This is a genomic window from Arthrobacter sp. S2(2024) (genome assembly GCF_036662515.1).
In the GTDB taxonomy this organism is placed as follows: domain Bacteria; phylum Actinomycetota; class Actinomycetes; order Actinomycetales; family Micrococcaceae; genus Arthrobacter.
On the sequence record NZ_JAYKZI010000001.1, the window covers coordinates 506,439 to 525,779 of the forward strand.

Genomic DNA, 19,341 nt, shown 5'->3' on the forward strand with positions numbered 1-19,341 from the left:
AATGGGGATCACTTCAAAGGAGTTCAACTAATGGCCAACGAAAAGTTTGACTACGTCATTGTGGGTGGGGGCAGCGCCGGATCGGTGCTGGCGGACAGGCTCAGCGCAGACCGCACCAAGACCGTCCTGGTCCTGGAGGCCGGCCGCAGCGACTACCCCTGGGACCTGTTCATCCAGATGCCCGCGGCGCTCACCTTCCCCAGCGGGAACAGGTTCTATGACTGGCGCTACCAATCCGACCCTGAGCCGCACATGCACGGACGCCGGATCGCCCACACCCGCGGCAAGGTCCTGGGCGGCTCCAGTTCCATCAACGGGATGATCTTCCAGCGCGGCAATCCCTTGGACTACGAACGCTGGGGGGCCGACGCCGGGATGGAGACCTGGGACTTCGCTCACTGCCTCCCCTACTTCAACCGCATGGAGACCGCGCTGGCCGCGGAACCCGACGATGAACTGCGCGGACACGACGGACCGCTGGTCCTTGAACGCGGTCCGGCGCGCAATCCCCTCTTCCAAGCCTTCTTCCGCGCGGCCCAACAAGCCGGATTCGCACGGACCAACGATGTCAACGGGTACCGGCAGGAGGGCTTCGGTCCCTTCGACCGCAATGTGCACAAGGGCCAGCGGCTCTCCGCCTCCAGGGCTTACTTGCGGCCGCACCTCAACCGGCCGAACCTCACGGTCAGGACCCGGGCCCTCGTCTCGAAAATCAACTTCGACGGCATTGGAACGTCCGATGTCAGGGCCACGGGCGTGAGCTATCGACGCAACGGCAAGCAGCACAGCGTGGATGCCCAGGAAGTAGTCCTGTGCGGAGGGGCCATCAACACCCCGCAGCTCCTGCAGTTGTCCGGCGTCGGGGACTCCACGCACCTCACGTCCCTCGGCATCAAACCCGTAGTTGACCTGCCCGGCGTCGGCGAAAACCTGCAGGACCACCTGGAGGTCTACATCCAGCACGCCTGCACCCAGCCGGTGTCCATGCAACCCAGCCTGAGCCTGTGGCGCTACCCGTGGATCGGCCTGCAGTGGCTGTTCGGGCGCAAGGGACCTGCTGCCACCAACCACTTCGAGGGCGGCGGCTTTGTGCGCTCCAACGAGGACGTGGCCTACCCCAACCTCATGTTCCACTTCCTGCCGGTGGCCGTCCGCTACGACGGCCAGAAGGCCGATGCCAAGCATGGCTACCAAGTGCACATCGGGCCCATGTACTCCGATGCGCGCGGCAGCCTGAAGATCACCTCCACGGACCCCACCGTCCATCCGTCCATGAAATTCAACTACCTTTCCACGGAGCAGGACCGGCGCGAGTGGGTCGAAGCCATCCGGATTTCCCGGCAGATCCTCGAGCAGTCGGCCATGGCGCCTTTCGATGGCGGTGAGCTCTCCCCCGGTCCAACCGTCCAGACGGACGAGGAAATCCTCGACTGGGTAGCCCGCGACGCAGAAACCGCGCTGCACCCGTCCTGCACGGCCAAGATGGGCCCGGCCACCGATCCGATGTCCGTGGTGGACCCGCTCAGCATGAGGGTGCACGGCACCTCGGGCCTGCGGGTGGCTGACGCTTCGGCAATGCCCTACGTGACCAACGGCAACATCTACGCGCCGGTCATGATGCTGGCCGAGAAAGCCGCTGACCTGATCCAGGGCCGCGAACCCCTCGCTCCGATCGCCGCCGAGTTCTACCGGCACGGCAGCAGCCCGGTTCCGGACAGCCTGGAAGGCCTGGACAGCCGGCCCCAGGTCACTCCCGCGAGGAACCAAGGAGCGGCATGAACAGCCCACAACTATCCCAGACCCACACGGTGCGCGGCAGCTACGTTGACGGCGGCTGGCGGCAGTCCGCCGGAGGAATCCGCAGCATCAACTGCCCGGCGGACGGAACGCACGTTGCCGACGTCGCAGAGTGCACCTCGGCCGACGCCGAGGCAGCGGTGGCGAGTGCCCGGAAGGCGTTCGACGACGGCGGCTGGCCGGGCACTCCGGAACTGGAACGCGGCGCGATCCTGCTCCGCGTGGCCGGGCTGCTCCAGCGGGACAAAGCCGGCTACGCCGAGTCCGAAGCCCTCGACACCGGCAAGCGACTGGTCGAAGCCGAATACGACATCGACGACGTCATCGCCTGCTTCCGCTACTACGGCAGCGTGGCAGGCACGGACGCAGGCCGCGTGATCGATACCGGCCGGCCCGGCGCCATCAGCCGGGTCGTCCATGCACCCGTGGGCGTCTGCGGCCTCATCACGCCGTGGAACTATCCGCTTCTGCAGGCTTCATGGAAGGTTGCGCCGGCACTGCTCGCCGGGAACACCTTTGTCCTCAAGCCCAGTGAGCTGACGCCTTCGACGTCGATCCTGCTCATGGACACGCTGCGCGAAGCCGGCGTGCCCGACGGCGTCGCGAACCTCGTGACGGGAACGGGACCGGAAGTGGGGGCTGTGCTCAGCTCGGATCCGCGGGTCGATCTGGTCTCCTTCACGGGCGGACTGGAGACCGGCAAGCGGATCATGGTGGCCGCGGCGGAGACGGTCAAGCGCGTGGCCCTCGAACTCGGCGGCAAGAACCCGAATGTGGTCTTTGCCGACGCTGACCGTGAGGCCGCCATCGACAACGCCCTGACGGCTGTCTTCCTGAACTCCGGCCAAGTTTGCTCGGCCGGGGCGCGGCTCATTGTCGAAGAGTCCATTCACGAAGAGTTCGTGGCCGAGGTGGTTCGCCGTGCACGCCAGATCCGGCTGGGCGGCCCCTTCGACCAGGAGGCCCAGACCGGCCCGCTGATCTCCACGGCCCACCGGGACAAGGTCCACGCCTACGTGCAGGCCGGGGTTGCGGAGGGCGCCCGGTTGCTGTGCGGAGGCTTCATTCCGGACACCCCGGAACTGGGGCGTGGCAGTTTCTACCCGCCCACCGTATTGGACGGGTGCAAGACCTCGATGCGCGTGGTCCAGGAGGAATCCTTTGGCCCCGTCATGACGGTGGAAACATTCACCACCGAGGAAGAGGCCGTCCGGCTGGCCAACGATACCGTCTACGGACTGGCCGGCGCCGTGTGGACGGCAGACGCCTCCAAGGCCCAGCGGGTCTCCGAAGCGCTGCGCCACGGGACGGTCTGGATCAACGACTACCACCCATACGTTCCGCAAGCCGAATGGGGCGGCTTCGGACAATCAGGCAACGGCCGCGAATTGGGGCTCGCGGGCTTGGCCGAATACCGAGAAACAAAGCACATCTGGCAAAACATCAGCCCCGGGCCCAGCCATTGGTTCGAGCCGTCACAGGCAGGAGTACAGCAATGAGCAGTCCTGACATATCAGTGCGCAACCTCTGGAAGGTCTTCGGACCCGGAGGTGAAAAGATCCCCAAGAATCCCGAGCTGTCGAGCTTGAGCTCCGGCGAATTGCTTGAACGCACCGGCTGCAATGCTGCCGTGCGGGACATGAACTTCGACGTCGCAAAGGGCGAGGTGTTCGTCGTCATGGGCCTCTCCGGATCAGGAAAATCCACCCTGATCCGATGCCTCACCCGGCTGATCGAACCGACGTCGGGAAGCGTCCTGGTGGACGGAAAAGACGTGTTGGATGCGGGAACCACCGAACTTCGGGAACTGCGCCGGAGGAAGATGTCCATGGTCTTCCAGCACTTCGGCCTCCTACCGCACCGCACCGTGCTGGACAACGTGTCCTACGGCTTGCAGATCCGCGGGGCGTCGAAAAACGAGCGTTACGCCAAATCCCGCGAAATCATCGAACTGGTAGGCCTCAAGGGCTACGAGCAGCATTTCCCCGATCAGCTTTCCGGCGGAATGCAGCAGCGTGTTGGGCTTGGCCGCGCCTTGGCGGGCGATCCGGACACCATCCTCTTCGACGAGCCGTTCTCGGCCCTGGATCCCCTCATCCGGCGCGATATGCAGGCCGAAGTCATCCGGCTGCACAAAGAGATGGGCAAGACGATGGTGTTCGTTACCCACGACCTATCCGAAGCGCTCAAACTCGGGGACCGCATCCTGATCATGCGGAACGGCGAGACTGTCCAGTGCGGCACCGGCGATGATCTTGTCGGTTCGCCAGCGGACAAGTACATTGCCGACTTCGTCTCGGAAGTACCCCGCGCGGATGTCCTGACGCTCAAATGGATCACCGATCCGGTAGCTTTGGGCACTCCCGGGGATGCTCCCGTCCTGAGCGCAGGCACCATCATCCGCGACGCCATCCCCACGGTCATGAACTCGACGTGTCCCGTGCTCGTGGAAGAGTCCGGCAAAATCACGGGCCAAATCGACCGCGACAGCATCTTGTCGGTCATCCGCAGCACGGAAGTTGCGGCGTGATGTCCACTCTAGTTCGCGATCGCGCCCCGGTTCAGGCCAGCGCCAACACCCTCCGCCCGCCGCGCAAGCGGCTGAGTCGCCGAGTTTTGCTCCTGGGTGCCGCCGGAGTCCTCTGGCTCCTCGGTTTCTTGTTCCTGCACGGCACATCGACCCTCACGCTGCCGGCGTCGGAATTGACTGACCTGCACCGTTCGCTCAACCAATTCAATGCCTGGGTCGCATCGAACCGGGCGGACAATCCCGTTTTCCAGTACGTCTTCACTCCCTTCCGTTCCGCCGTCGATTCAGTCGCAAATCTGTTCACTAGCACTTTTGCCGCCAGCTCTACCGGGCTTCGCCTACCGGAAATCGGCTGGCTGGGAACTGTCGGCCTGCTCAGCTGGATCGCCTTTGCGGTCGGCAATGCCCGGGTGGGATTGCTGACGGCGGCCGCATTCACGTTCTTCGGGCTCCAGGGCCTGTTTACGGAAGCGGCTTACACCTTCGCCCTCGTCCTCACAGCCGTGCTGTTCAGCCTGCTGATCGGCATCCCGCTCGGAGTCTTGGCCGGGATCTCGGGCCGGGTTTCCCAAGTGATCACTCCGGTCCTCGACTTCATGCAAATCCTCCCCACGTTCGTCTATCTGGCTCCTTTGGCCCTCATCTTCCTGATCGGCCCTGCCTCCGCCGTCATCGCCACGGTGATCTACGCGGTGCCTCCTCTCATCCGACTGACGGCACACGGAATCCGGAACATCCCGGAGAACACCAGGGAAGCCTCCGATTCCTTGGGCACCACAGGGTTGCAGCGGCTTCTCACCCTGCAGCTCCCCCTGGCACGGCGCACCATCGTGATGGGGATCAACCAAAGCACCATGGCTGCTTTGTCCATGGTCACCATCGCAGCGCTGATCGCGGCGCCGGGGCTGGGACAAGTGGTTGTGCGCGCCTTGCAATCGCTCGACGTCGGGACAGCAGTCAACGCAGGTCTGTCGATCGTCCTCCTGGCCATTGTGCTGGACCGGGTCACCACCGCCGCCAGCCGCCGGGCCGAACCCGGAGCAGCGCGCAAGCGCCGGATATCGCGGAAAAGCAGGTACATCCTGCTCGCTGCCAGCCTCGTCGTTGTCCTTGCCATGGTCCAGCTTTCCCGGACGATGCTCTGGGCCGCAGCCTTTCCGAAGAACCTCAACTTTGGCCCGGACATCGTCAGCGGAGTCAGCGCTGCCAGCGCATGGCTGCAGACAAATCTTTCCCTGTTTACGGTGTCGTTCCGCGAGGCCCTGACCAACGGAATCCTTAACCCGTTCCAATCCCTTCTGACCGAGACCCCCTTCTACCTCCTCGTCGCGGTTGTCCTCGTAGCGGCTTACGCACTTGGCGGTTGGAAACTGGCACTGGTCACCGCCTCATGCCTGGCCGCGATCATTTACCTGGGCCTGTGGAGCGATGCCATGGTCACCCTGGCCAGCACCCTTGTTGCCACGGCCGTGGTCATGGTGCTGGGCATCATCTTCGGTGTGGCGATGGGCAGGTCCAACAAGGTGGACCAGATCATGCGGCCCATGCTGGATGCGGGCCAGACCATGCCTGCCTTCGTCTACTTGGTTCCATTCCTAGGCCTCTTCGGCGCAACGAGATTCACGGCCATCGTCGCTGGAATTATCTACGCAGCGCCTGTGGCCATCAAGATCACGGCCGACGGCATCGCGGCGATCTCCCCGACCGTCATGGAGGCTGCGGTATCCAGCGGGTCAACCCCGTGGCAGGTCATCACCAAGGTCCAGCTCCCCATGGCCAGGAAATCCCTGGCCCTCGCCGCAAACCAAGGCTTGATCTACGTCTTGGCCATGGTAGTCGTCGGAGCCCTGGTCGGTGCAGGCGGCCTGGGATACGACGTCGTCGCCGGCTTTGTCCAGAGCTCGCTGTTCGGCAAGGGCCTCGCCGCCGGCCTGGCCATCGTCTTCCTCGGCATCCTGCTGGACCGCATCACCCAGGCTGCGGCAGCCGACCCGGTCCGCAAAATCCGCTCAGCAAAATCGAGCGCGCACTAGTCCTCCCCGTTCACCGCCCCAACAAGGAGACCCCAACCATGAGTAGAACCAGACAGCTTTTGAAACGAACAATTCCCGTACTGGCCGGAACCGTTACCGCAGCCCTCTTGCTAGCTGGCTGCGGAGGCGCTTCCGTGAACCAAGCGGCAGCCGCAGGCTCCTCGGAAACGCCCTGCGGAACCGTCAATGTCGCCCTCAACGCGTGGGTCGGTTACACGGCAAATGCGGCCGTCTACAGCTACGTAGCCCAAAACAAGCTCGGTTGCACAGTAGTCCAGAAGGACCTGTCGGAGCAGATCTCCTGGCAGGGCTTTGGTTCCGGTGAAGTCGATGTCATCCTCGAGAACTGGGGTCACGCCGACCTCACGAAGCAGTACATCACGGACCAAAAAGTGGCTGTGGACGCCGGCCCGACGGGCAACGAAGGGCACATCGGCTGGTACGTACCACCATGGATGGTCCAGAAGTACCCGGACATCCTGGACAGCAAGAACCTGAACAAGTACGCCTCACTCTTTGCCACCTCCGAATCAGGCGGCAAAGGCCAGGTCCTGGACGGCGACCCCGCCTTCGTGACCAACGACGAAGCCCTGGTCAAGAACCTTGGCCTCGACTACAAAGTGGTCTTCTCGGGCTCGGAAGCAGCTCTCATCCAGTCGTTCCGTACGGCCGAAAAGAACAAGACACCGCTACTTGGCTACTTCTACGAACCGCAATGGTTCCTCTCCGAGGTCCCCCTCAAGAAGGTCAGCCTGCCCGCCTACACCCCGGGCTGCGATGCCGACGCCGAGAAGGTGGCCTGTGACTACCCCGACTACAAACTGAACAAAGTGATGGCCAAGAAGTTTGCGGACAGCGGTTCTCCCGCGGCGAAACTGCTCAAGGCCTTCTCGTGGACCAACGCCGACCAGGACTCGGTCGCAACGGACATCCAGGGCGGCATGAAGCCGGACGCCGCCGCCAAGAAATGGGTGGATGCCCACCCCGATGTGGTGGCTGCCTGGCTCAAATAGTCCCTGACGCTTGCTTTGAAGCTCCCCGGATCCTGCGATCCGGGGAGCTTCTTTTTTGCCTTTCCGCTGGCGGCTTCATCCCGGTCGCGCCATTCCATGCAACCCCGTTGCAGTGGTTGCGCCATCCACCCCACCTAGCTCCCACCCACCCTCCCAACTAGCTAGCACTTGTTGTCGTTTAGCGCCCTCAAAATGACAACATGTGCGAGTCAGTTGGGCGACAGCCGAAGACTCTTGACGGTGACGCGCAACACATCTATTCTGGTGCAACAGCGTTGCGTTGAATGCAACCCCAAAAGTTCTTGGTGGATTCATGAAAAACGAAACATCCTCCGTGGCAGCCATCCCGGGAAGCGCTCCTGCCGGATCCAAAGGCGGATCCGGCGACCTTCCCGACGAAGCAGCCATCCAAGGCGGCACATCGATGCCAGCCAATAGCCACACAGTCAGCAAAGACACCCGGCGACGGGTCATCACTGCAAGCTTCATCGGCATTTTCGTCGAATGGTTCGACTACGCCGTCTACGGCTACCTTGCCGGGATCATCTCGACCGTCTTCTTCCCCGCATCGGACCGGCAGACCGCACTGCTCGCCACGTTTGGCGTCTTCGCCGTCTCCTTCTTTGTCCGTCCATTGGGCGGATTCATTTGGGGCCACATCGGTGACCGCCTCGGACGCAAACAAGCACTCTCCCTCTCGATCGTGCTCATGTCCGTGGCTACGTTCTGCATCGCCCTCATCCCCGGCTACAACACCATCGGCGTCATGGCGCCGGTCCTCCTGCTGCTCGTCCGGGTTGTCCAGGGCTTTTCGGCGGCCGGCGAATACGCAGGTGCCTCAGCCTTCCTGGTGGAGTACGCGCCGGCCAATCGGCGCGGACTCTATGCCGCCGTCGTACCTGCCAGCACGGCGGCAGGCCTTCTGCTCGGTTCCCTTCTGGCGGCACTTCTCAGTTCGGTACTGAGCTCCGAGCAGCTCGGCGAATGGGGCTGGCGATTGCCCTTCCTCCTGGCCGCCCCGATGGGCCTGATTGGCCGCTACATCCGTACCAAACTCGAGGACACCCCGGCCTTCCGCGAAATGGCCGCGAAGGACACCGCGGTCAAGGCTCCGGCCTTCGCGATGTTCAAGACGTACCGCAAGCAGCTGATCATCGCGACGGGCGCGGTGCTGCTCAACGCCGTCGGCTTCTACGTGATCCTCAGCTACATGCCGACGTACCTTTCCGAGGAGCTTCATTTCGGTGCAGCCGAATCGTTCCTGGCCACCACCATTGCCCTCCTCAGCTACATCGGATTCATCTTCCTGACGGGTATCGCCTCGGACAGGTTCGGCCGCAAGCGCATGCTCATCACGGCTTCCGTACTGTTCGTGGTGCTGACCGTTCCGGCGTTCATGCTCCTCGACACTGGAAATTTCCTGGTCATTGTCCTGGTCCAGATCCTGCTGGGCGCCATGCTCACCCTCAACGACGGCACCCTGCCCAGCTTCCTTGCCGAGCTCTTCCCCACGAGGGTCCGCTACAGCGGCTTCGCCGTCAGCTTCAATCTCTCCAACGCCCTGTTCGGCGGCACCGCCCCGTTCATGGCAACACTCCTCATCGGCCTGACCCACAACCAGCTGGCCCCCGGCTGGTACCTCGTAGCAGCCTCCGTCATTTCCCTCATCGCGGTCCTCTTCGCTGTGGAGACTTCCAAGAAGCCCCTCCAGCAGGACTGAAAACAACCCACCCATTGAAAGGAACACCACCCATGACCATCACCGAGAATGAAGCCGTAAGCGACGTCGCCAAGCTTGAGCGCCTCAAGGTCCTCAACAACGGAGAGAAAGTCTCCCTGACGTTCTCCGACACAGAGTTTGAACGACGCCTCGCGGGTCTTCGCCGGATCATGGCCGAGAAGGATCTGGACGCCGTTGTCCTGACCAGCTACCACTCCATCAAGTACTACTCCGACTTCCTGTTCACCTACTTCGGCCGTTCCTACGCCATGGTGGTCACGGCCGACGACACCGTCACCGTTACCGCCAACATCGACGCCGGAATGCCGTGGCGCCGCAGCTACGGGGACAACCTTGTCTACACGGACTGGCGCCGGGACAACTACATCTTCGGTATCCAGGAAGTGCTGCGAACCCGCGGGATCACCGTCCGCCGCCTGGGTGTCGAGGACGATTCCCTTCCCCTGGACAACCGCAACAAGATCCAGGCCGCCTTCTCCGGGGCGACGCTAGTGGACGTCGCCCAGGCCGCCATGCGCCAGCGCATGATCAAATCGGCCGAAGAGATCGAGGTCATCAAGCACGGCGCCCGGATCGGCGACCTCGGCGGCGAGGCCATTCGCAACGCCATCACGGCAGGAATCACCGAGTACGAGGTTGCCCTGATCGGCACCGAAGCCATGGTGCACGAGATCGCCCGGACGTTCCCGGACTCCGAGATCCGCGACACCTGGGTGTGGTTCCAGTCCGGCATCAACACGGACGGCGCCCACAACTGGGCCACCACCCGCAAGATCCAGGAACACGACATCCTGTCCCTGAACTGCTTCCCCATGACCTCGGGCTACTACACGGCCCTGGAGCGCACCCTGTTCTACGGCGAACCCGATGCCCGCTCCCTGGAACTGTGGAACATCAACGTGGCGGTCCACAAGCGTGGCCTCGAGCTCATCAAGCCCGGGGCGGTCTGCAAGGACATCGCTGCTGAGCTCAACGAGATCTATGTTTCGCACGGTCTTCTGGCCAACCGCACCTTCGGCTACGGACACTCGTTCGGGGTCCTCTCGCACTATTACGGCCGTGAAGCCGGACTGGAGCTGCGCGAGGACATCGACACGGTCCTGGAGCCCGGCATGGTGGTCTCCATGGAACCGATGATCACCGTCCTCGATGGCCAGCCGGGTGCGGGCGGGTACCGGGAGCACGACATCCTGGTGGTCGGTGAAGACGGTGCCGAGAACATCACCAAGTTCCCGTTCGGCCCGGAATACAACATCATCGGCGCCTAACCCCCACCTCCCGTGGACATGCCCAGCCTTGCGCCCGAGCAATGGACATATGACTCATATGCTCATTGCTCTCGGCCAAGGCTGGGCATGTCCCCATTAAAAGAGCCATATAGTGACCATCATGACCCCAGCAGAACCGCGTGCAGAACGGCGTGCAACCACCAGCGAAACCCCGGCCAACGGCGATTCCAAAGGCGCTTCGGTACTCGAGAATGCCATTGCCGTGCTCCGCAGCTTCACCGCCGAAGAACCCTTGCTGGGAGTCACCGAGATCGCCGGCAGGATCGGCTTGCACAAGAGCACCGTGTCCCGGATCCTGGCAACCTTCGAACAAGAACATCTGGTGGAGCGCGACCCCGAGTCCCGCCGCTTCCGGCTCGGCTTGGGGATGATCGCCCTTGCAGGCCCCCTCCTTGCCGAACTGGAAGAGCGCCGCGTGGCCTATCCCGTGCTGCGTGAGCTGAGCGAACGGACAGGCGAGACGAGCGCGCTCATGGTGTGGAACGGGAGCGAATCCATGTGCGTAGAGCAAATCGCCAGCCGCCACCAGGTCAAGCACCTCGCTCCGCTGGGTGCCCGCTACAACGAGGCGCTCAGCTCCTCGGTGCAGGTCTTCCTCGCCGCCGAAGACGCCGACCGTGTCCGCAAGCTCCTCCGCAGCGGCTCCATTACATTGCCCGGTCTCGACGAGGAAGCAATCGAGGCCTACCTGCTTCGGCTGCAGGAGTCCGTGACCCGGGGCTGGGCCTTCAATTTCGGCGAAACGTCCATCGAAGAAGTCGGCGTCGCATCGCCCGTCTTTGACCACCGCGGAGACATCGTTGCCTCTGTCCTGATCCCGGCGCCGAAGTTCCGGGTCTCGCAGGACACGCTCGCCAGCCTCGGCGAGGCATGCCAAGACGCAGCCCGCAAAGTCACCACGCGCCTGGGCGGCCGCGCCCCGCACTAACTCCCAAGTAGCTCGCATTTGTTGTCGTTACGAGCCGCCATAACCAAGGAGTTAGCCCGCGACCACGGCGAGCGCTTCCTCGACGCTGTCCACCAGGAAGATCCGGCCCTCCATCACCTTCCCGGCAGCAAGGCTCTGCAACATGGGCCACGCGGGATACTTGTGCTCCCAATGATCGCGCCCTACGAGCACCATGGGCGTGACGGTTTCCGGGGCGCCGTAGAAGTTCTCGCACGCGTCCTGGAAGATTTCCTGCACGGTGCCGGCTGAGCCCGGAAGGAACACGATCCCGCCGTTGCATAGTTCCAGCAGGATCGCTTCGCGCACGGAGTTGGCGAAGTACTTGGCGATGTGGGTGGCGAAGAGGTTGGGCGGCTCGTGTCCGTAGAACCAGGTGGGGATGCCCAGCGACGTCGTTCCGCTCGGATGGTGCCCGACGACGGCGGCCGCCGCCCGCGCCCACGCGGTCACCGAGGGACGGAAACCCGGCACCGCCGCGAGCGACTGCAGCGCGGAGGCGAAATCGGCGTCGGGCAGTCCGCTCAAGTAGGCGCCCAAATTGGCGGCTTCCATGGCACCGGGCCCTCCCCCGGTGGCTACCGTGAAGCCGGACCGGGCCAAGAGCCGGCCCAGGCGCGCCGCATCGTCGAAGTCCTGTGTTCCGCGTTGCGCGACGTGGCCGCCCATGACTCCTACGATCTTGTTCCCCGCGAAATCCCCGTTGCCTAGGAGCTCGTCCAAGGCGTCCCCGATAGCGTGGTCGTGCAGGGCTGCGGCGAGGGTGGCGTCCAGGCTGGTCCGTTGCCCCGGCATGATGCTCCAGTGGTAGACCTGGGCATCCAAGGTGGCTTCGTATTCCGTGGAGTCAATGTCCTCGTACAGTTCGGCGGCGCTGTAGAGGCTGCCCCGGTACGGGTTGAACGGCACCCCGCGCAGCTTCGGAAAGATGAGTGCGCCGCGGCTCCGCAGGGAGTCCTCGACGCCGTCGTCGAAAGTACAGCCCAGGAAGATGGCGCCTTGGGGATCCAGCCGCTGCAGGTCCGCCCGTCGGCCCCGTAAGTCCAGCGACTGGGCGTGCCAACCGTGCATCGTTGCGGCACCGGAGCTCAGGAGCCTGTCGAAATGGGCCACGCTCTCAATGTCGAGCGTGCGGGGACTGGGAGTCAGTGCGCGCGACGGATTCATGGCATCAGCGTAAGCCCGCGGTTCCCGTTGCGCAGGAGTCTCCCGTCCAGTGCATCATGGAGCATGCAGACTTCCGAACAGCAGAGCAGCGTCCGGCCCCGGATCGGCATTCCCGTCCGCCTCAGCAGCTCCGAAAGCACGGATCCCCGCGTGGGAGAGGCGAATGAACTCTTCGACTTCATCGTCGAACTAGTGCGCGACTCCGGTGCCGAGCCTGTACTCCTGGACGCCTCCTTTACCGACGAAGCCGGTCCGCTGGCCGCCGAGCTTCGCTCCCTCAACGGGGTCCTGCTGCCCGGCGGCGGAGACCTGGATCCGCGACTCTATGGTGAAGAAGCGACTGACGCCTGCTACGACGTCAACCCTGACCAGGATCGCTTGGACTTGGCGGTGGCCCGTGGATCGCTCGACGCCGGCTTGCCCACCCTCGGAATCTGCCGCGGCCACCAACTCCTCAACGTGGTCTACGGCGGGACGCTCATCCAAGACATGCACCCCTCATCGGTCGAGCACAACGGCCTCAGCCCGGCGGAAGGCGAGCTCAGCGCCTGGGCGTGGCACGACGTCGAACTTTCACCGGAATCCAAAGTGGCTGGACTCTACAACGCACGGGGCTCGGTGCGGATTGCTTCGGGACATCACCAAGCCGTGGCCCGGATAGGCGATGGCTTGGTGGTGACGGCGGTCGCGGAGGACGGGACCGTGGAAGCCCTCGAGGATCCGCAGCGCTGGGTGGCATCCGTGCAATGGCATCCCGAGGCCTCGCAGCTGCCCGACGAGGAACGGCTCGCCCCGTTCAAGGCGTTCGTGGAGGTATGCAGGACGCTACGTCCGGTGGGGTGATGGAGCGGGACGCCCCCGCTCGCCGGAAACAATTTCCCGCGCCCGTGAACCTGACCGCTCCGGAATTCGTCTCATCAATGTGGCAAGCACTTTCGCGCCACCGGACACGAGAAGCGGGGAACCAAACATGAGGAGCAACCCCAAGGCCATGATGGTCATCGTTGGAGCGGCAGCCCTGATTGCCGTGAGCGGTTGCGGGGCGTCCGGAACCGGCTACCAGGGCGCATCGTCGAGCCCACCTTCCGCCGCGTCGTCGACTGCTCCGCCGTCCGGGACCTCGCAATCGCTCACTATCACCATCAAGGACTTCGGTTATCAAGGACCTGTCTCGGTCAGCCCGGGCGCCAAAATCACCGTGAAGAACGAGGACACGCAGGCCCACACGGTCACCTCGGACGACGGAAAGGCGTTCGACGCCGCCGTCGACGGCGCAGGCGGAACGGTCCAGTTCACGGCGCCCACCACACCGGGCAGCTACCCCTACCACTGCGCGTACCACTCCAACATGCACGGAACGCTGGTCGTGAAATGAGCACAGCAAAATGAGCACTCGTGAAGCGGCCCGCCGCAAGCCGATGAGCCGCAGGCCGAGGGACATCCTGCTGCGGCTGCTTGTGGCGGCGGCCCTGGTCGTCGACGCCGTGGTGCACTTCGATCTCGCCTCCGGCTACCAGTTGGGTGCCCCTGGCGGAATCGGTGAAGGCAATCTGTTCCGCCTTGAGGGCGCGGTCGCAATTCTCGTCGCCCTGTATGTCCTGGTCCGCGGCAGTCGGCCAGCCTACGCCGCCGCGGTGGTCGTCGCTGGAAGCGCCTTCATTGCGGTCCTCCTCTACCGCTATGTCGACATACCTGCCATCGGTCCGCTCCCGTCCATGTACGAGCCCGTATGGTTTTTCGAGAAGTCCCTCAGCGCAGTCGCCGAGGGACTAGGTGCGCTCCTTGCCGGCGTCGGCTACGTCCGTCAACGCAGCAGCGCCAGACGCTCGTCCTGATGTCTGGACATGTCCCAAACAAGACCCCTGAAACGGCGCATTAAACGCGCCTCCAGCACCCTTGACCCGCGCAATGCTCCTGCTATCATCAGTAAAGCAGTATGTCCTATCAAGCGAACATGAGCGGACATGCTTGCAACTTCCGGGACAGTCCCGGAATGCGAGGGAGCATGCAATGGCGAATCAACTTGGCCTCACTATCGACCGTTCTTCCCCTGTGCCTTTGTACCACCAAGTGGTCCAGGGCATCGAGGCCGCCATCCACAGCGGAGTGCTGGAGCCCGGCAGCCGTTTGGACAACGAAATCGACCTCGCCGCCCAGCTCAACCTGTCCCGGCCCACCATGCGCAAAGCCATGGACGAGCTCGTCCGCTCGGGCCTGTTGGTCCGCAAGCGCGGCGTCGGCACACAGGTAGTGTCGAGCCAGGTCCGCCGGCCCCTGGAGCTCTCCAGCCTCTACGACGACCTGACCAACAACGGCAAGAAGCCCACGACGCAGGTCCTGAGCTTCTCGCACATGGAGGCGGACGCTGCGACGCTGACCGCCCTCCAGCTTCCGGCCGGTTCCAAGGTGTACCACTTCACCCGCTTGCGCAAAGTGGGCGGCAAGCCCCTGGCGCTCATGGAGAACTGGGTCCGCGACGACATCGCCACCATGGACGAGGCCATGCTCGCGGAAGAAGGCCTCTACGCCATCCTCCGCCGCGGCGGCGTCAATTTCCGGCTCGCTTCGCAGCGGATCGGCGCCATGATCGCCAATGACTACCAGGCACCGCTCTTGGAGGCGGAAGTCGGCTCGGCATTGGTCACCATGGAACGGACCGCCGTCGACGACACCGGACGCATGGTGGAAACCGGCCACCACGTGTACCGGGCCGATTCCTACAGCTTTGAAATGACACTCGTACAGCGCTAACGCAAGGACACAACTTCATGGCCAACTGGGTCTATCCACTGGGAACCGCCAACGACGGCGATTGGGACATCTCGCTCGGAACCTCCGATTCCGCGTTGACTGTGGACGGGTGGGCCCACACCGGGCTCAAGGTGGCCACGCTCGCCGCGGGCGCCGCCGTCGAACTCCCCGCCGCAGCTGAGGAGCGGATCATTGTGCCGCTCAACGGCGCCTTCACGGTGACGGTCGACGACGTCGAGTATCCCCTCGCGGGGCGGGCGTCGGTTTTCCATGGCCCCAGCGATGTCCTGTATTCCGGCACGAACGCCGCGGTCACCATCAGTTCGCCCGACGGCGGCCGCGTCGCCGTCGCGACTGCCCCCGCCAACGCGTCGTACCCCACCAGGCTCGTGACCGCGGCCGAAACCCCTGTGGAGCTGCGCGGAGCAGGCAACTGCTCCCGCCAGGTCCACAACTTCGGCACTCCCGCCGCCCTTGAGGCCGACCGTTTCATCGTCTGCGAAGTGCTCACGCCCGCAGGCAACTGGTCCTCCTATCCTCCGCACAAGCATGACGAGGAAAAGGACGGCGAAACGGAGCTTGAGGAAATCTACTACTTCGAGACCCGCGTGGCTCGAGGCTCGGGTGCACCCGCCGACGCCGATGCAATCGGCTATCAGCGTGTCTACGCCTCAGATGAACGGCCGATCGATGTGGCCGCGGAGGTTCGCACGGGCGACGTCGTTCTTGTTCCCTACGGCTGGCACGGCCCCGCCATGGCCGCTCCCGGCTACGACTTGTACTACCTGAACGTCATGGCCGGCCCGGGACCTGTGCGGGAATGGCTCATCAGCGACGACCCCCACCACGGGTGGGTGCGGCAGAGCTGGGACGGACAGGACATCGACCCCCGCCTGCCGTTCGGCGCCTAAGGAGCCGCACACCCAATCCCCACCGCCACCCTCGCCTCGCCTCGCAAGTCCCCGCCGGCTCCCAACCTTCGCAAGCTCAGGCTGGGGCCCTCGCCGGCGGGGCCCCACGGCCAGGGAACCCTGGCGGCGTGGGCCCAAGCAGTTGTTGTCGTTCTGGGCCGTCAAAACGACAACAACTGCGAGCTAGTTGGGACCTGTAATCGCCTAACTCGCCTTCGCCCCCACTAGCGCCACTCTGACGGGAACTCCGCTTGCCAGCGACTCCTGCGCGGCATCCGCCACACGGGAAGCTGCGACGGCGTCCTCGGGGGTGCACGGGTTTTCCCGTTGGCCCAGGACCAGTTCAACGAAGGCCGCCATTTCCGAGCGGTAGGCCTGGTCGAAGCGTTCGGCGAAGGTCTTGTGGGGTTCTCCGGACGGGAAGGCGATCCCGGCCTCGGCTGATTCCATGGCTGTCTTGTCGTCCAGGCCAACCATGACGGAACGCTTGGAGCCCTGGATTTCGAGGCGGACGTCATGTCCCGCACCGTTGTAGCGGGTTGCCGAGACCGTGCCGACCGTCCCGTCGTCGAAGGTGATCAGAGCCAAGGCGGTGTCCACATCGCCCACTTCTCCGATGGCGGGATCGCCGTTGTTGGAACCCTTGGCATAGACCTCTACGATCTCGCGGCCGGTCAGCCAGCGCAGGATGTCGAAGTCGTGGACCGAGCAATCGCGGAACAACCCGCCGGACGTTGCCAGGAACTCCACGGCCGGCGGTGCCATGTCGCAGGTCACGGCGCGCAGTGAGTGGATCCAGCCGAGCTCCCCCGCTTGGTACGCACGCCTGGCTTCAAGGTAGCCGGCATCGAAGCGACGCTGGTGGCCGATCTGCACCACGCCATTGTTGGCACGGATATGTTCCAGGACAGGCAGCGAATCGGCCACATTCATGGCTACAGGCTTCTCGCAGAACACCGGGATACCGGCGTCCACCCCAGCTCGGATTAGTTCCGGGTGCGTACCCGTGCCGGTTGCGATCACCAGCCCATCCACGCCGGAGGCGATCAACGCCTCCACCGAGGGCAGGAACTCGGCGCCGAGACCAGCTGCGACTCGACGGGCGTGGTCTTCAGCCACGTCCGTGAGCCGCAACTCCACGTTGATGCCTTGTCCATTCAATTCCCCGTTGAGGGCCGCGATGTTGCTGGCATGCATGACGCCGATCCGCCCTACTCCAACCAGCCCGAGAACGACGTCCTTCATAGTGCTACCTCCGTTGAAAAAGCTGAGCTGTTGCGGGATTCCGCGGCCTCAACCGTGAACGCCCGCCGGAATGCCTCGAGCGCCTCCATGTCGTCTCCGCTGGCCCATGCCTCCATGCCGACGGTGCCTTCGTAGCCCGCGGCGACGAGCGCCCGAGCCACAGCCAGGTAATTGATTTCGCCGGTGCCGGGTTCACAGCGGCCGGGGACGTCCGCCACCTGGATCTCGCCGATGTGCGGCAAGGCGGTACGCACCAGTTCAATGAGGTTCCCCTCCCCCAATTGAGCGTGGTACAGGTCCAGCATCATCTTCACGTTGGGATGTCCGGCCGCTTCCACGAGCGCCAAAGTGTCCTTGGCCCGTGCGAGCGGAATTCCGGGGTGGTCCAGCACGGTGTTGAGGTTTTCGAGGCAAAACGTCAGTCCGTGCTTTTCCCCGAGCGCGCCAAGGCGTTCAAGGGTCCGGGCACCCGTGATCCACATACTGCCGTTGGCCCGGTAGGCGGGACGGGCTGCTTTGCCGTCGATCAGCTCCGCCGAGTGCACCACCATGCGGCTGACGCCGAGTTCCAAAGCGGTCGGAACCAGCGTCTCGGCCGTCCTCACCACGTCATCGGCGGTGTCGGCGTCAACCAGGCTCCCGGAGGTGTACCCGGTCATTGAGGAAAAGACCGCGCCGCTCGACTTAAGCGCCGCAATGTCCTTGTTCCTCGAGTCCCAGAGTTCGACGTCGAATCCGGCCTCATGGATCCGACGTACCCGCTCGGCGAACGGCAGTTCCGTGAAGACCATTTCGGCGCAGACAGCCAGCCGCATCAGACACCGGCCTTGCTGTTGCTCGACACGGCGGGGACCGCCACCGGGCCGCCTTGCTGGACCGACTCGATGCAGGCCAAAGCCATCGCGAGGGCGCGGCGCGCGTCAGCAGCTCCCGGGGTGAGGGTGAAAGCGCCCGACGGCGGTTGCGTGCCATCGCGGCGTGCGCGGACTGCGGCCGCGAAGTCGACGAGTTCATCGGTGTAGGCATCGCGGAACAGTTCCACGTTGAGCCTCGGGGTCTCAGCGGAAAGGCCCTCTGCCGTGTACCTCAGGGCAGCCGTTTCAGTGGGCCGTCCGGCCTGCACCATGCCCTTGGAGCCGAAGACTTCGCCCCTGACGTCATAGCCGTACAGCGCACTGAAGTTGGCTTCCGCCACCGCCAGGGCGCCATTGCTGTAGCGGATGGTGACCACGGCGGTGTCCAGGAATCCCTGGTCACGAAGGCTCGGCTCAACCAGTGCGTCCGCGACGGCGTAGACCTCCACCGGTTCGGCGCCTTCGTTGAACCAGTTCAGGGTGTCGAAATCGTGGATGAGGGTTTCCAGGAAAATCGTCCAGGCCGGAATCCTGGCTGCATGTCCGATGCTCCCGGTACCCGGATCCCTTGTCAACGAGCGCAAGAGCTGCGGCTCCCCTACAATTCCTTCGGCCAGGTCCTTCTTCGCGGCTTGGAAGTCGGTGGCGTAACGGCGATTGAAGCCGATCTGGAAATGTACCCCGGCGGTTTCGACGGCGAGGAGGGCGGCGTCGAGCTCTTCGAGGCTCTGCGCGGCAGGCTTCTCGCAAAATACGTGCTTGCCGGCGGCCGCGGCCTGGGCGATCAGGGAAGCGTGAAAACGCGCCGGACTGGCGATGATGACGGCATCGATGTCAGGATCGGCCAGGATGTCCGCGGCGTCGGGGGTGACCTTCGCCGTACCAAGCTGGGAAGCCACGGACGCGGCGGAGTCCACGTTGGGATCGGCGACGGCGGCCAGGACCGCACCCGGAACCCTGCGAGCTATGCTTTCGCCGTGAAACGCTCCCATCCAGCCGGACCCTATGAGTCCAAGCCGCACAGGCGTGGGGAGACTGGAGGAGTGCTGTTCGATGTAGGCCAT

At 64.1% G+C, this 19,341-nt stretch carries 17 protein-coding genes; 13 read left to right on the forward strand and 4 right to left on the reverse strand.

The annotated features are described in order from the left end of the window. Positions 1-30: 30 nt before the first annotated feature. From betA to VLA65_RS02325, 8 genes are all read left to right on the forward strand, one after another. Positions 31-1,779, forward strand: coding sequence for a choline dehydrogenase (gene betA / locus VLA65_RS02290; RefSeq protein ID WP_084784710.1), 1,749 nt, complete (start codon positions 31-33; stop codon positions 1,777-1,779). Beyond that, positions 1,776-3,296, forward strand: coding sequence for an aldehyde dehydrogenase family protein (locus tag VLA65_RS02295; protein ID WP_332601683.1), 1,521 nt, complete (start codon positions 1,776-1,778; stop codon positions 3,294-3,296). Before betA ends, VLA65_RS02295 begins: the two co-directional genes overlap by 4 nt. Then, a complete protein-coding gene (locus VLA65_RS02300) occupies positions 3,293-4,327 on the forward strand; it encodes a quaternary amine ABC transporter ATP-binding protein (protein ID WP_059388152.1) in 1,035 nt (344 codons plus the stop codon). Before VLA65_RS02295 ends, VLA65_RS02300 begins: the two co-directional genes overlap by 4 nt. Then, the gene (locus VLA65_RS02305) at positions 4,327-6,360 is read left to right on the forward strand and encodes an ABC transporter permease (protein WP_332601684.1); all 2,034 of its coding nucleotides are present in this window, start codon (positions 4,327-4,329) and stop codon (positions 6,358-6,360) included. The genes VLA65_RS02300 and VLA65_RS02305 overlap by 1 nt, the downstream gene beginning before the upstream one ends. Before the next feature lie 38 nt (positions 6,361-6,398). Continuing rightward, positions 6,399-7,373 (forward strand): ABC transporter substrate-binding protein, encoded by a 975-nt coding sequence (locus VLA65_RS02310; RefSeq protein ID WP_307052805.1) that lies wholly within the window; start codon positions 6,399-6,401, stop codon positions 7,371-7,373. A gap of 424 nt (positions 7,374-7,797) precedes the next feature. Next, on the forward strand, positions 7,798-9,093 hold the full coding sequence (locus tag VLA65_RS02315; RefSeq protein ID WP_332601841.1) for an MFS transporter: 1,296 nt from the start codon (positions 7,798-7,800) through the stop codon (positions 9,091-9,093). Positions 9,094-9,125: 32 nt separating this feature from the next. Next, a complete protein-coding gene (locus VLA65_RS02320; protein WP_332601685.1) occupies positions 9,126-10,382 on the forward strand; it encodes an aminopeptidase P family protein in 1,257 nt (418 codons plus the stop codon). Positions 10,383-10,503: 121 nt separating this feature from the next. Next, entirely contained in the window at positions 10,504-11,331 is an 828-nt protein-coding gene (locus VLA65_RS02325) for an IclR family transcriptional regulator (RefSeq protein ID WP_059388157.1), read from the forward strand. Between the two features lie 51 nt (positions 11,332-11,382). Here the strand turns inward: VLA65_RS02325 and VLA65_RS02330 are convergent, their stop codons facing one another. Then, complete coding sequence (locus VLA65_RS02330; protein WP_332601686.1) at positions 11,383-12,516, reverse strand: LOG family protein; 1,134 nt, start codon at positions 12,514-12,516, stop codon at positions 11,383-11,385. A 63-nt stretch (positions 12,517-12,579) separates the two neighbouring features. Here VLA65_RS02330 and VLA65_RS02335 point away from each other — a divergent pair, with 63 nt between their 5' ends. From VLA65_RS02335 to iolB, 5 genes are all read left to right on the forward strand, one after another. Beyond that, positions 12,580-13,359: a gamma-glutamyl-gamma-aminobutyrate hydrolase family protein gene (locus VLA65_RS02335; RefSeq protein ID WP_059388158.1), complete on the forward strand. Its 780-nt coding sequence runs from the start codon at positions 12,580-12,582 to the stop codon at positions 13,357-13,359. 127 nt (positions 13,360-13,486) lie between these two features. After that, positions 13,487-13,891 carry a cupredoxin domain-containing protein gene (locus VLA65_RS02340; RefSeq protein ID WP_216363150.1) on the forward strand — a complete coding sequence of 135 codons (405 nt, stop codon included), beginning with the start codon at positions 13,487-13,489 and terminating at the stop codon, positions 13,889-13,891. Positions 13,892-13,901: 10 nt separating this feature from the next. Then, positions 13,902-14,351 carry a hypothetical protein gene (locus VLA65_RS02345; protein ID WP_332601687.1) on the forward strand — a complete coding sequence of 150 codons (450 nt, stop codon included), beginning with the start codon at positions 13,902-13,904 and terminating at the stop codon, positions 14,349-14,351. 175 nt (positions 14,352-14,526) lie between these two features. After that, positions 14,527-15,267: a GntR family transcriptional regulator gene (locus VLA65_RS02350; protein ID WP_059388160.1), complete on the forward strand. Its 741-nt coding sequence runs from the start codon at positions 14,527-14,529 to the stop codon at positions 15,265-15,267. Between the two features lie 17 nt (positions 15,268-15,284). Next, a complete protein-coding gene (iolB, locus tag VLA65_RS02355) occupies positions 15,285-16,178 on the forward strand; it encodes a 5-deoxy-glucuronate isomerase (protein ID WP_332601688.1) in 894 nt (297 codons plus the stop codon). A 204-nt stretch (positions 16,179-16,382) separates the two neighbouring features. Here the strand turns inward: iolB and VLA65_RS02360 are convergent, their stop codons facing one another. Genes VLA65_RS02360 through VLA65_RS02370 form a run of 3 tightly spaced genes read right to left on the reverse strand, consistent with a single transcriptional unit; the run spans position 16,383 to position 19,341 of the window. Further along, positions 16,383-17,423 carry a Gfo/Idh/MocA family oxidoreductase gene (locus tag VLA65_RS02360; protein WP_284989664.1) on the reverse strand — a complete coding sequence of 347 codons (1,041 nt, stop codon included), beginning with the start codon at positions 17,421-17,423 and terminating at the stop codon, positions 16,383-16,385. Then, on the reverse strand, positions 17,420-18,238 hold the full coding sequence (locus VLA65_RS02365) for a TIM barrel protein (protein ID WP_284989663.1): 819 nt from the start codon (positions 18,236-18,238) through the stop codon (positions 17,420-17,422). The genes VLA65_RS02360 and VLA65_RS02365 overlap by 4 nt, the downstream gene beginning before the upstream one ends. Beyond that, positions 18,238-19,341, reverse strand: a complete 1,104-nt coding sequence (locus tag VLA65_RS02370) for a Gfo/Idh/MocA family oxidoreductase (RefSeq protein WP_307052797.1) — start codon at positions 19,339-19,341, stop codon at positions 18,238-18,240. The genes VLA65_RS02365 and VLA65_RS02370 overlap by 1 nt, the downstream gene beginning before the upstream one ends.

What these genes read in the sequence shown, in the direction of transcription:
- betA (WP_084784710.1), top strand. Translation starts at nt 31, where the DNA reads ATGGCCAACGAAAAGTTTGACTACGTCATTGTGGGTGGGGGCAGCGCC.
- VLA65_RS02295 (WP_332601683.1), top strand. Translation starts at nt 1,776, where the DNA reads ATGAACAGCCCACAACTATCCCAGACCCACACGGTGCGCGGCAGCTAC.
- VLA65_RS02300 (WP_059388152.1), top strand. Translation starts at nt 3,293, where the DNA reads ATGAGCAGTCCTGACATATCAGTGCGCAACCTCTGGAAGGTCTTCGGA.
- VLA65_RS02305 (WP_332601684.1), top strand. Translation starts at nt 4,327, where the DNA reads ATGTCCACTCTAGTTCGCGATCGCGCCCCGGTTCAGGCCAGCGCCAAC.
- VLA65_RS02310 (WP_307052805.1), top strand. Translation starts at nt 6,399, where the DNA reads ATGAGTAGAACCAGACAGCTTTTGAAACGAACAATTCCCGTACTGGCC.
- VLA65_RS02315 (WP_332601841.1), top strand. Translation starts at nt 7,798, where the DNA reads ATGCCAGCCAATAGCCACACAGTCAGCAAAGACACCCGGCGACGGGTC.
- VLA65_RS02320 (WP_332601685.1), top strand. Translation starts at nt 9,126, where the DNA reads ATGACCATCACCGAGAATGAAGCCGTAAGCGACGTCGCCAAGCTTGAG.
- VLA65_RS02325 (WP_059388157.1), top strand. Translation starts at nt 10,504, where the DNA reads ATGACCCCAGCAGAACCGCGTGCAGAACGGCGTGCAACCACCAGCGAA.
- VLA65_RS02330 (WP_332601686.1), bottom strand. Translation starts at nt 12,516, where the DNA reads ATGAATCCGTCGCGCGCACTGACTCCCAGTCCCCGCACGCTCGACATT.
- VLA65_RS02335 (WP_059388158.1), top strand. Translation starts at nt 12,580, where the DNA reads ATGCAGACTTCCGAACAGCAGAGCAGCGTCCGGCCCCGGATCGGCATT.
- VLA65_RS02340 (WP_216363150.1), top strand. Translation starts at nt 13,487, where the DNA reads ATGAGGAGCAACCCCAAGGCCATGATGGTCATCGTTGGAGCGGCAGCC.
- VLA65_RS02345 (WP_332601687.1), top strand. Translation starts at nt 13,902, where the DNA reads ATGAGCACTCGTGAAGCGGCCCGCCGCAAGCCGATGAGCCGCAGGCCG.
- VLA65_RS02350 (WP_059388160.1), top strand. Translation starts at nt 14,527, where the DNA reads ATGGCGAATCAACTTGGCCTCACTATCGACCGTTCTTCCCCTGTGCCT.
- iolB (WP_332601688.1), top strand. Translation starts at nt 15,285, where the DNA reads ATGGCCAACTGGGTCTATCCACTGGGAACCGCCAACGACGGCGATTGG.
- VLA65_RS02360 (WP_284989664.1), bottom strand. Translation starts at nt 17,423, where the DNA reads ATGAAGGACGTCGTTCTCGGGCTGGTTGGAGTAGGGCGGATCGGCGTC.
- VLA65_RS02365 (WP_284989663.1), bottom strand. Translation starts at nt 18,238, where the DNA reads ATGCGGCTGGCTGTCTGCGCCGAAATGGTCTTCACGGAACTGCCGTTC.
- VLA65_RS02370 (WP_307052797.1), bottom strand. Translation starts at nt 19,341, where the DNA reads ATGGCCTACATCGAACAGCACTCCTCCAGTCTCCCCACGCCTGTGCGG.